This is a genomic window from Sphingobacterium sp. MYb388 (assembly GCF_037479535.1).
GTDB lineage: Bacteria > Bacteroidota > Bacteroidia > Sphingobacteriales > Sphingobacteriaceae > Sphingobacterium > Sphingobacterium anhuiense.
The window spans coordinates 116,746-128,690 of record NZ_JBBGYV010000012.1; the positions used below are offsets into that span (position 1 = coordinate 116,746).

Annotated in this window: 13 protein-coding genes; 10 read left to right on the plus strand and 3 right to left on the minus strand. The window is 34.0% G+C overall.

Annotated elements, in window-relative coordinates:
* Nucleotides 1-42 precede the first annotated feature (42 nt).
* The 7 genes from WH188_RS24870 (at nt 43) to WH188_RS24900 (ending at nt 6,578) form a co-directional block, all read left to right on the plus strand.
* Nucleotides 43-1,035, plus strand: coding sequence for a DNA-directed RNA polymerase subunit alpha (locus WH188_RS24870; protein WP_108159147.1), 993 nt, complete (start codon nt 43-45; stop codon nt 1,033-1,035).
* A 71-nt stretch (nt 1,036-1,106) separates the two neighbouring features.
* Nucleotides 1,107-1,604, plus strand: a complete 498-nt coding sequence (rplQ, locus tag WH188_RS24875) for a 50S ribosomal protein L17 (protein ID WP_132843578.1) — start codon at nt 1,107-1,109, stop codon at nt 1,602-1,604.
* 139 nt (nt 1,605-1,743) lie between these two features.
* The gene (locus WH188_RS24880) at nt 1,744-2,877 is read left to right on the plus strand and encodes an aspartate aminotransferase family protein (protein ID WP_168127890.1); all 1,134 of its coding nucleotides are present in this window, start codon (nt 1,744-1,746) and stop codon (nt 2,875-2,877) included.
* A 21-nt stretch (nt 2,878-2,898) separates the two neighbouring features.
* Nucleotides 2,899-3,870 (plus strand): acetylornithine carbamoyltransferase, encoded by a 972-nt coding sequence (locus WH188_RS24885; protein ID WP_021190950.1) that lies wholly within the window; start codon nt 2,899-2,901, stop codon nt 3,868-3,870.
* 39 nt (nt 3,871-3,909) lie between these two features.
* Complete coding sequence (argB, locus tag WH188_RS24890) at nt 3,910-4,707, plus strand: acetylglutamate kinase (RefSeq protein ID WP_132771797.1); 798 nt, start codon at nt 3,910-3,912, stop codon at nt 4,705-4,707.
* Nucleotides 4,708-4,717: 10 nt separating this feature from the next.
* Nucleotides 4,718-5,521: a pyrroline-5-carboxylate reductase gene (proC, locus tag WH188_RS24895; RefSeq protein ID WP_021190952.1), complete on the plus strand. Its 804-nt coding sequence runs from the start codon at nt 4,718-4,720 to the stop codon at nt 5,519-5,521.
* On the plus strand, nt 5,514-6,578 hold the full coding sequence (locus tag WH188_RS24900) for a M20 family metallo-hydrolase (protein ID WP_132771532.1): 1,065 nt from the start codon (nt 5,514-5,516) through the stop codon (nt 6,576-6,578). The genes proC and WH188_RS24900 overlap by 8 nt, the downstream gene beginning before the upstream one ends.
* Before the next feature lie 57 nt (nt 6,579-6,635).
* On the opposite strand, the gene WH188_RS24905 is transcribed toward WH188_RS24900, so the two are convergent.
* Nucleotides 6,636-7,109 (minus strand): Lrp/AsnC ligand binding domain-containing protein, encoded by a 474-nt coding sequence (locus WH188_RS24905; RefSeq protein WP_021189698.1) that lies wholly within the window; start codon nt 7,107-7,109, stop codon nt 6,636-6,638.
* Between the two features lie 220 nt (nt 7,110-7,329).
* On the opposite strand from WH188_RS24905, the gene WH188_RS24910 reads away from it, so the two are divergent.
* A complete protein-coding gene (locus WH188_RS24910) occupies nt 7,330-8,373 on the plus strand; it encodes a hypothetical protein (RefSeq protein WP_168127889.1) in 1,044 nt (347 codons plus the stop codon).
* Here the strand turns inward: WH188_RS24910 and ruvC are convergent, their stop codons facing one another.
* Nucleotides 8,374-8,940 (minus strand): crossover junction endodeoxyribonuclease RuvC, encoded by a 567-nt coding sequence (gene ruvC, locus WH188_RS24915; protein WP_132771796.1) that lies wholly within the window; start codon nt 8,938-8,940, stop codon nt 8,374-8,376.
* Nucleotides 8,941-9,063: 123 nt separating this feature from the next.
* On the opposite strand from ruvC, the gene WH188_RS24920 reads away from it, so the two are divergent.
* Together WH188_RS24920 and WH188_RS24925 are read left to right on the plus strand one after the other, a co-directional pair.
* The gene (locus tag WH188_RS24920; protein WP_132843585.1) at nt 9,064-10,041 is read left to right on the plus strand and encodes a lysylphosphatidylglycerol synthase domain-containing protein; all 978 of its coding nucleotides are present in this window, start codon (nt 9,064-9,066) and stop codon (nt 10,039-10,041) included.
* Nucleotides 10,042-10,066: 25 nt separating this feature from the next.
* Nucleotides 10,067-11,155 carry a glycosyltransferase family 2 protein gene (locus WH188_RS24925; protein ID WP_317126555.1) on the plus strand — a complete coding sequence of 363 codons (1,089 nt, stop codon included), beginning with the start codon at nt 10,067-10,069 and terminating at the stop codon, nt 11,153-11,155.
* A 1-nt stretch (nt 11,156) separates the two neighbouring features.
* On the opposite strand, the gene WH188_RS24930 is transcribed toward WH188_RS24925, so the two are convergent.
* Nucleotides 11,157-11,894 (minus strand): lysophospholipid acyltransferase family protein, encoded by a 738-nt coding sequence (locus WH188_RS24930; protein ID WP_168127888.1) that lies wholly within the window; start codon nt 11,892-11,894, stop codon nt 11,157-11,159.
* Nucleotides 11,895-11,945 lie beyond the last annotated feature (51 nt).

Sequence of the window (11,945 nt, forward strand, 5' to 3'; positions counted from 1 at the left end):
TTGTATTGCAAGTATTATTACAAAAACTTTAAAAAGAAATAAATGGCAATTTTAGCATTTCAAAGACCGGATAAAGTTATCATGCAAAAATCTACAGATTTTGATGGTACGTTCGAATTTCGTCCATTGGAGCCTGGTTTTGGTGTAACCATTGGTAATGCTTTGCGCCGTATTTTATTGTCCTCATTAGAAGGATATGCAATTACGTCGATAAGGTTTTCAGGCGTTTCGCACGAATTTTCAACTATCAAAGGTGTAGTTGAAGACGTTACGGAGATCATTTTGAATTTGAAACAAGTACGTTTTCAAAAAACTGGTGATCAAGGTGATAGCGAAAAGATATTTGTAGTAATCAATGGTCAAGAGCAATTCTCAGCTGGTGATATCACAAAATTCTCAAACAACTTTACAGTATTAAATCCTGATTTGGTTATCTGTAACATGGATAGCTCGGTTACAATTGAAGTAGAATTGAGCGTAGCTAAAGGTCGTGGTTATGTAAATGCTGATGAGAATAAAGTCGTTGATGGTCCTGTAGGATTAATCGCGATTGATTCGATCTTTACTCCGATTAAGAATGTTAAATTTACCATTGAGAACTACCGTGTAGAACAAAAAACTGACTACGAGAAATTGTTGTTAGATATTTCTACAGATGGTTCGATTCATCCAGAAGAAGCTTTAAAAGAAGCTGCTAAAATCTTAATTCAACACTTTATCTTATTCTCTGATGAGAATATGCTTCTTGAGTCTCAGACTAAAGAGGAAACTAAAGTTGTTGATGAAGAAATTTTACATATGCGTAAAATTTTGAAAATGGAATTAGTTGACTTAGATCTATCAGTTCGCGCATTGAACTGTTTGAAAGCTGCTGATATTCGCTCACTATCTGAATTAGTTACTTATGACGTAGCAGATATGTTGAAATTCAGAAACTTCGGTAAAAAATCATTAAGCGAAATCCAAGAATTGGTTAAATCGAAAGGTTTATCATTTGGAATGAACTTGTCTAAATATAAGTTAGACGAAGATTAATATATTAATAAGCGGCTTGTATATAATTCCCTCTGTGAAGAGACGGTATATACATTAAAATTAAATTAAAAATGAGACACGGAAAAAAAGTAAATCACTTAGGTCGTACTGACAGCCATAGAAAGGCAATGTTAGCTAACATGGCAACGTCATTAGTAAAACATAAACGTATTACAACAACTTTAGCAAAAGCTAAAGCGTTACGTAAATATGTTGAGCCTTTGATTACTAAATCTAAAAACGATACGACTCACTCTCGTCGTACTGTTTTCGCTTACTTAAAAGATAAAGAGGCTGTTACTATCTTGTTCCGTGAAATTTCGGAAAAAGTAGCTAATCGTCCAGGTGGTTATACACGTATTATCAAAATGGAAAATCGTTTAGGTGATAACGCTGAAATGGCATTTATCGAATTGGTAGACTATAATGAAATTTACGGTGCTAAAGCTGCTACTGAGAAAAAAGCAACTCGTCGTCGTGGTACTTCTAAGAAGAAAGCTGATACAACTGAAGAAGCTCCAGCTGAAACGGATGTTACTGCGTCTACAGAAGAAGAAAACAAAGACTAGTTCTTTAATTTTTTTAGATATAAAGCCTATCATGAAAATGATAGGCTTTTTTATTTTTAACGGATTTTTAGGAAGACTTAGCTATATTTGCAATGCATATCGGACTTATGTTTCTCATTTAATTATTTATTCATTATCAATGGACTTATTTAACGTTTATCCCATTAATCCAATCAATATTGTAAGAGCACAGGGCTCAACGGTGTGGGATGCCGAAGAAAATCCTTACTTGGATTTATATGGTGGTCATGCTGTGATTTCAATTGGTCATACGCATCCACATTATGTTCAACGTATCACAGAACAATTAAATCAAATTGGATTTTATTCGAATTCTGTGGAGATTCCTATTCAGCGTGAATTAGCTCAATTATTAGGTAAAGTTTCTGGGAAAGAGGATTATCATTTGTTTTTATGTAATTCAGGTGCAGAGGCAAATGAAAATGCGTTAAAGTTGGCTTCTTTTTATAATTCAAGAAAAAAAGTGATTGCTTTTTCAAAGGCATTTCACGGTCGTACATCTTTGGCAGTAGCTTGTACTGATAATCCAAATATTATTGCTCCTGTCAATGAGACTGATAACGTCATTTTCTTACCTTTTAATGATGAAGATGCTATATCTAATGCTTTCAAAAATTATGGCGAGGAAATTTCATCGGTGATTATTGAAGGTATACAGGGTGTTGGTGGCATAAGGGAAGCGTCTGTTTCATTTCTTCGTCTGATACGCACACTCTGCGATCAATATGCTTCTGTATTTATCGCTGATTCAGTACAGTGTGGTTATGGCCGTTCTGGTTTGTTTTATTCTCATGATTATTCTGGGATAGAAGCTGATATTTATACTATGGCAAAAGGTATGGGTAATGGTTTTCCTATCGGTGCAATTAGCATCGCTCCAAAATTTGTGGCATCATACGGTATGCTGGGAACTACTTTTGGGGGAAATCATTTGGCTTGTGCAGCCGCTGTTGCTGTCTTAGAAGTTATTCAACAGGATAGTTTAATTCAAAATGCAGCGACTGTTGGATCTTATTTAATTGAAGAATTACGCAAGTTTGATCAAATTTCTGAAGTAAGAGGAAGAGGACTGATGATAGGTATTGATTTACCTAGTGAATTAGCGCATGTAAGGAAAGATCTGTTGGAAAAGCATAGAATATTTACAGGTGAAGCAAAGCCTACTGTAATACGCTTATTGCCCGCATTAAATACAACAAAAGAAATGGCCGATCAATTTTTAACGGCTTTTACAGAAATTTTGGAAGGTTAGTTTTTTGAATAAGATAAATATATGAAAAAGTTTTTTTCAGTTAAAGATGTTGCTAGTGTTTCTGAAATAGTTAAAGAAGCAATGGAGTTGAAAGCTAACCCTAACACTTTGGAAAGTTTGGGCAAATACAAAACATTGGGTCTGGTATTTTTAAACCCAAGTTTGCGCACACGTTTAAGTACTCAAAAAGCAGCTATGAATTTAGGAATGAATGTCATGGTTATGAATATGGATAAAGATGGCTGGGCATTGGAGACTCAAGATGGTGTCGTAATGAACGGAACTACTGTTGAACATATCCGTGAGGCCGCAGCGGTAATGGGTGAGTATTGTGATATTTTGGGCTTACGTTCTTTTCCTAAATTGAAAAATAGGGATGAGGATTACTCTGAAGATTTATTTAATAAGTTTATCGAATATTGTGGTGTTCCAGTTGTGTCTTTGGAAAGTGCAACCCGCCATCCTTTACAGAGTTTAACTGATATTATAACAATAAGTGAATATAAAGTCACAGAAAAACCAAAGGTTGTTTTAGCGTGGGCACCACATGTAAAAGCTTTGCCACAAGCGGTACCAAATTCTTTTTCAGAGTGGATGTGTCAAGCGCAGGTTGAAGGCTTGGTCGATTTCACTATAGCACATCCAGAGGGATATCAATTGTCTGAAGAGTTTACTGAGGGTGCGAAGATTTCAAATGATCTAGATCAGAGTCTCAAAAATGCAGATTTTGTTTATGTTAAGAATTGGTCTTCTTATGAGGAATATGGTGAAGTATATCCAGTTATTGAAAATTGGTTAATTGATAATGAGAAATTAGCGTTAACAAATGACGCAAAGGTTATGCATTGCTTACCAGTAAGACGTGATTTAGAATTATCCGCAGAGGTACTTGATGGGCCTAATTCTTTGGTCATTAAGGAAGCTGGTAATCGTGTATGGGCTGCACAGGTTGTTTTAAAACGTATGCTTGAAAGCTTAGAAAAAAATAAATAGGTCTGTAAATAAATTATTTTGGAAGATTTAGAGAGAAAGATGTCAAATAGTGGCCTTAATATTATAAAAATTGGTGGCAATATTATCGATGATGAAGTATTGTTAGACTCATTTTTGGAAAAATTTGCGGCTTTGCCTGGCAAAAAAATCTTAGTGCATGGAGGAGGAAAGATTGCGACACGTATTGCAACAGATTTGGGAATTGAAGCTAAGATGGTGGAAGGCAGAAGAATTACAGATGAAGCAATGTTGCGGGTTGTTACAATGGTGTATGCGGGTTTAACTAATAAAAATATTGTTGCAAAGCTTCAAGTTTTACAATGTGATGCTATTGGTTTAAGTGGTGCGGATGGAGGTACAATTAAAGCAATAAAGCGACCTGTTAAAGATATTGATTACGGCTTTGTCGGGGATATTTTGCACGATTCTGTCAATACTGCTTCTATTAAGAAATTTTTGGAAGCGGGATTTGTTCCTGTATTTTCTGCAATAACTCATAATGGTTTAGGACAACTTTTAAATACCAATGCAGATACGATCGCATCAGCTTTAGCTGTTGGGCTGTCATCATTATATGATACATCTCTAGTATATTGTTTTGAAAAAAATGGTGTACTTAAAGATATCAATGATGAACAGTCTGTAATTAATTCAATCCGTGCCGACGAATTTTTACAGTTAAAGGAAGACGGTGTTATTCATGATGGAATGGTACCAAAATTGCAAAATGCATTCGATGCTATACAAAAAGGTGTTCGGAATGTGTATATTGGTCATGCCAATAATTTGCACTTATTCCAACAGGGCCAATTTGGCACTTGTTTGACCTTAAAATAGAATTTTAATCATGAAAAGAATTACCATTATCGGAACGGGGAATATTGGTTTGTCTCTTGCAAAAGGATTAGTAAAAAATCAGTTTTGTAATGCGGATCAAATCACTTTAACAAGACGTAATATTAAAGCCTTAAATCAAGAAAGGGAAGATGGTTTTGTTGTTACAGATAGTAATATCGAAGCAGTTAGAGATGCCGATATTATTGTCTTTGCAATTTTACCTCAACAATTACGAAAAGTTTTGGAAGAAATAGCTCCGATAGTTCAAGGTTCTAATCAGGTTTTTGTATCTGTTGTATCTGGGGTAAGTTGCGTTGATATAAAAGAAGTGCTTGGTGTAAATGCATTGGTCGTAAGGGCAATGCCAAATACAGCAATTGCAATTGGTCAGTCGATGACATGTATTGCAACTGATAATGCACCTTCAGATATTGTGAAGGATGTAGAAGTTATGTTTGAAACGGTGGGCGCAGTTGTAGTTATTAACGAAGATTTAATGACTTCTGCTACTGCATTATGTGCTTGTGGTATTGCTTTTTTCTTGAGAGCTATACGAGCAGCTTCACAGGGTGGAGTAGAAATTGGTTTTCATGCGCATGATGCTCTTAAAATGGCTGTTCAGACAGCAAAAGGTGCCGCAGATTTATTATTGCAAACTCAATCACATCCTGAAAGTGAAATTGATAAGGTGACTTCGCCTAAGGGGTGTACTATTGCAGGGCTTAATGAAATGGAACACCATGGTTTCAGTTCCGCATTTATTAAAGGAATAAAATTGTCTGCACAAAAAGCTGGAGGCCTCTACAATGAATAATCGAGTTGAGTTATTTGAAGAAAGTTTAGCCTTATTAAAGTCTTTAATACGTACCCCTTCTTTTAGTAGAGAGGAAGAAGAAACTGCAACGATAATAGCACAATTCTTTACTGCGAAAGGAATTGTTCCCTACAGAAAAGCAAATAATATTTGGGTTTATAATAAATGGTATAGTACCGATAAACCTACGATACTGTTGAACTCACATCATGACACTGTAAAACCAAACACTGGTTATACAAGAGATCCATTTTCTCCAGATATAGTAGATGGAAAGCTTTATGGATTAGGAAGTAATGATGCAGGTGGATGTTTGGTTTCTTTGATTGCAACTTTTCTACATTTTTATGAAGACAAAGATTTAAAATATAATTTTTGTTTAGCAGCTACTGCTGAAGAGGAAATCTCCGGTAAATGTGGAATTGAATCAATTGTTTCAGATTTAGGAACTTTAGATTTTGCTATAGTAGGAGAACCAACTTTAATGGATTTAGCGATCTCAGAAAAGGGCCTAATGGTATTAGATTGCACTGCTCATGGCATATCAGGCCATGCTGCACGAGATGAGGGAGAAAATGCTTTATATAATGCATTAGCAGATATCGAATGGTTTAGATCCTACCAGTTTGAGCGTGAATCAAATAAATTAGGACCCATTAAAATGTCCGTGACGATGATTCAGTGTGGTGTTCAACATAATGTTGTTCCCGCAACTTGCGATTATGTTGTCGATGTTAGAACAACAGATGCATACAGTAATGAAGAAACATTAGAAATAATAAAACTACATGTACAATCTGATGTCCATGCTCGTTCAACACGTTTAAATTCATCTTCTATTCCAGAAGATCATCCTCTTGTTTTGTCAGGTGTTAGTCTTGGAAAAAAGACTTATGGCTCTCCTACAATGAGTGATCAAGCATTGTTGCGGATACCTTCTGTGAAGTTAGGACCGGGCTTCTCCGGACGATCGCATATGGCCGATGAGTTTATTTTCTTGGATGAAATTAGGAAAGGCATTGACGATTATATTAATATTTTAGAAAAAATCGTATAAACAAAAAAGCACAAAATATATTTTGTGCTTTTTTGTTTATACGATTAATAATTTAGACTAGACTAAACTAATCTGTCTTTTTATACTCTCTTCAAGAGATATAATAGTCTCAGTACGCTGAATTCCTTGTACAGATTGTATATCTTCATTTAATACTTTACGCAGGTGTACAGTATCGCGACAGATTATTTTTGCAAAAATACTATATTGTCCCGTGCAGTAATGTAATTCAACGACTTCTTTAATTTCTTTTAATTGAGCAACAGCATCAGAGTATTGAGATCCTTTTTCAAGGTAAATCCCTAAGAAGGCAGTGATATCGAAACCAACTTTCTGAGGATTAATAATTAAGTTGGATCCTTTAATAATACCTAGTTCTTCCATTTTTTTCATGCGTACATGTATAGTGCCACCAGATACAATTAACTTTTTTGCTATTTCTGTATAAGGAATAGACGCATCATTCATCAAAATTGATAATATCTGAATATCAAGATTGTCTAAATCGTAATTAGAATAGTTGTTTTCCATTAAAAGTGCTGTTATTAATTAAGTTAACCCAAACCGATAATTTATTACCAAATAGTCGTATCGGATTAAATTTTTAAATTTTTCAAAAATACTAAGATTTGTTGGTTTATCTATGTAAATTTAGTAAAAATTTTATATACATATTGTTAATGTGATATTTAAATAACAAATTTTGTATAGATTTTTATTGCTATTGGCATTTGATTTTAAAAAGATATTTATGGAAATAGAAGATGTTAAAATTTCAAGGAAGAAACCCATTTTTGCAGTAGGAGAGGGATTACATAAATACTTGAGACTATATCAACGTGATGCAAAGCTTCCTATTACTTATAAGGATCTTTTATCTTTTACTGAAACTATACCTGTATTGGATAAATACGGTAACGACACTTTTTGGGAAACGCCATTATATCCACCATATCTGATTGATCATTTATATGAAGGTTTGAAAGTAATATATGCTAAATTAAAGGCATCGGGTAATACCCGTATTGTGCAACATAAGTATATTGATCGTGTTGAGTATTGTGCGTTTGGTAATACAAGGCCTTTTCGAATTCGTATTGTAAACCGACTGAATGATGTTTATGATTATTTTTATATTAAGCAAGCTGATGCATCTCGTATTTATGGCTTAGAATTGGAGGAAATCTTATCGCCAAATCAGGTAAATTATATGGTCGATAATGAAACTTTGGTTGAGGAACATATTGTTGGAATCCCTGGTGATACTTTTGCCAAGCAACGGATGTATACACCAGATTATAATCTAACACGTATTTCTAAGGAGTTTGTTAAATTTAACGAACGTTGCATAATTACTTTGTTAGGTGATATGCGCGCTTATAATTTCGTCGTACAAATAACTCCAGATTTTGACGATTTTCAATTCAGAATTCGAGCTATTGATTTTGACCAGCAATTTTATGAAGGCAATCCAAAAGTGTACATGCCACAATTTTTCAAAGAAAACTTTCCTTATGTGCAACTTTCAATGGAACATTTGACAGAAAAAACGGTTTCTCAATATCAACAAGAAGAGCGATCATCTATTGTACATCGTGTACGTAGTGAAAGGCATCGGATCGCTGACCTTAGGGACGCATCAAAAACCCAACAATTATCGACAGAGGAAAATATAAAACAATTGCGTGAAGCTTATGCAATTTCTCATTCAAGTGAACAGTATTTGAAGTGTAAATCGATGACTGATATTGTTGAATTAAATGTGAAAAATGTTATAAGGCAAGTACAGCTATAATTACTTGATTCTTTTTTCATTATCTTTTACAAATGCACTCCAACCACTGTAACTTTTGCCAGTTTCGGAGGTCGCATTTTTTTGAAAGGAATGACAAACAGCAACAGCTAATCCATCTGTTGCGTCTAAAAATTCAGGGCTTTCATTAAATTTTAATAATGATTTGAGCATGCCTGCTACTTGCTCTTTGGTTGCATTTCCATTTCCAGTTACTGATTGCTTTATTTTTCGTGGAGCATATTCAAATATAGGAATATCAAAATTTAATGCGGCGGCCATAGCGACACCTTGTGCTCTTCCTAATTTCAACATTACTTGTATGTTTTTTCCATAAAATGGAGCTTCTAATGCAACACTGTCCGGTTTATATTCCTCTATTAAAGCAGTAGTTTTTTTAAATATACGTTGGAGTTTCAGAGCATGGTCATCAAGATGCCCCATTTTCACGACTCCCATAGTAATGAGACTGATATTGTTTCCTTGTTCACGTATGATTCCGTAACCTAGAACAGCTGTTCCGGGGTCAATACCTAAAATAATTCTCTCTTTTGCTTTCTCCTTCTGCATGTGCAATATTACATTTTTTATTTCGTAACGATTCAAAAATGAAGATGTAATGGATACTAATATTGCCATAAAATAACTTTAGCTTTGATTAATATTTAGTAACATTGTGTCCAAAATTGATAAATGCTAACAAAGGTTCAAAAAAAATATAGCGGGATATTGATAAAAATTGCGGTACTAGCTTTTGCTGGATGGTATATTTATCAACAATTATCCGATCCTAAAAATCTTCTGAAGTTTGAAACATTAATCGCAGGTATAGATCCTCATTATTTCTGGTTGACATTTAGCTTAATCGTGTTCTTGATGTTTGTTAATTGGATGCTTGAAGTTGTAAAATGGCAATATTTGGCTATTAGAATTGAAAGAATATCTTTTGGACGTGCATTTCAATCGGTATTTAGTGGATTAACATGGGCTATTTTTACTCCAAATAGGATTGGTGAATATGGAGGTCGTGTTTTGTTTTTGAAACCTGAAAATCGAGCAAAAGGTGCTATAGCAATGGGAGTTGGGTTATTTGCACAACTTGTATTAACCAGTATAGCTGGTGCTTTAAGTATTGCTTGGTTTGCATGTACTTATATGGATACTCCGGTTTCTATAGAGTTTGGAATTTGGTTATTAGCAATATTGTATGCGACAGGTTTTTTAGTACTTTATTTTAATGTGCATTGGATTGATTTATTGGTTGGTCGAATTAAATTTCTAGAACGTATCAAACCTTTCTTTTCTATTTTGGAAGAGTATACTTTTAAGGAATTGCTTGTTGTCATATTGATATCGTTGGCAAGATTTATCATTTTTACTTCTCAGTACATTATTTTAATGTTGGTCATTTTACCAGAATTACCATTCGTGGCAATGATTTTGATGATATTTATTCTTTTCTTTGTGCAGGCCGCATTACCGACATTGGATATTTTTGATTTTAGTGTAAGAAGTTTTGTTGCAGGTAATCTTTATAGTTATATCACAAATCAAGAACTAGCCGTGATGGCAATTGTTTCTTGTATTTGGTTCGTTAATTTGATACTTCCAGCTGTTTTAGGTTCTATTTTTGTTTTGAAAATAAATTTTTTTGGTGATTCTAAGTCTTAGTTTTATTACGATAATATTGGCGATTGTGTATATCGCTCTGGTTCTGTATATGCGGAAAGGTTGGTTTGAAATACCAACTGTAATATCGAACTGTTTACCGGTCAAACGTATTTCTATTATTATAGCTGCACGTAATGAAGAAAATGGTATAGCACGTACTATTGATGCTGTACTTAATCAAAAATTTCCACCTGAACAGTTTGAATTAATTGTAATCGATGACCATTCTACTGATCGGACAAGTGATGTTGTATTGTCCTACGCGCACAGAGGAGTACAATTAATTCAGTTGAATGAGAGCAATAAATTGAATTCATATAAAAAGCTTGCTATAGCGAAGGCTATTGATTTATGTACAGGAGAGATCATTGTTACAACTGACGCTGATTGTAGGATGGGTGAAAATTGGTTAATGACAATCATTAGCTATTTTGAAACTCAAGACTTATATCTTTTATCTTCTCCTGTAGTGTATTCAGAAGAGAAATCATTTTTTGAAAGACTTCAAACACTTGAGTTTTTATATTTAATAGGCTTAGGCGCAGCAGGTATTGGTAATAAAAATCCGACAACTTGCAACGGAGCAAATTTGGCATATCGAAAAGATATTTTTTATGAAATGGGTGGATTTGCCGGTATCGATGAATTAGCATCTGGTGATGATGAATTATTTTTGCATAAAGTTGCTGCAAAATATCCACATAAAATAGGATTCTGTAAATCTACAGATGCAGTGGTTTATACCGATGCTAAGCCTACAATTAGGTCATTTATAAGTCAGCGGAAGCGTTGGGCTTCTAAGAGTACAAAATATAAAAATAAAGCAATTGTGTTACTCGGAATCACAATTTGGTTATTCAACTTTTGTATGCTTACCTGTCTTATCGTAGGTTTATTTTATCATTATTCCTATCTTTTTACTTTTTTGGTAGTATTAATCGCTAAAATCATAGTTGAATATCTATTTATTCAACCCTTAACTCAGTTTTCTAAGAGAGAGGAGTTAATGCGGTATTTACCAATTCTTTCCTCGTTTCATATAATATACCTCGTGTATATTGGTATACTTGGTAATATCGGTAAATATGATTGGAAAGGTCGGCAGGTTAAATAATCTAACCATTTTTGACTTTTAAACGGATCTTCTGTTCAGCTTCTAATACTATTTCTTCCAAAGTTTTATCAGTTTTATTAATAGGATCTAAAACTTCCCAGCTCATTTTGACAAAGGGTGTAAGAGGAAATAAGCCATTTTTAGTCATTTCATATGAACCATTTATTGCGATAGGAACAATTAGTGCATCGGGATTTTTCTTTAATAATGTAGCTATTCCGCCAACATGAAAAGGCTTCATTTTACCATCTCGAGTGCGAGTACCTTCCGGGAAAATAAAAGCTGACCAGTTTTTGGTCTTCATATTATTTGCAAGTTTTAATATTTCACCGATAGACTGTTTTGAGTCCTTACGGTCAATATTTGCTGCCCCACCATGTTTCAAATTGAAGGAAATACTTGGAATTCCCTTCGCTAGTTCTATTTTTGAAATGAATTTTCCATGAAATCTTCGCAGAAAATAGATCATAGCCGGTATATCAAATGTACTTTGATGATTTGCAACGAAAATAATGGGCTGTCCGGTTGGAATGTTTTTATTATCAGTAAAAGATATCGTATTAAACAGCAAAATATTGCAATAGGTGAGAAAGAAATTAAGAATATCGACACTCTTTTTATGTGCTGTATATCCGCCAAACTTTAGGCTCAACCATTGTATTGGGTGAAAAACTAAAAGGCACAAGGCAAAAAAGAAATAAAAAATGGGTGTCAGAATAAATCCAATAATCTTCTTCATGTTTAAATCTAATAATTATTTACAGCAAATATAATTATTAATATACTTTAC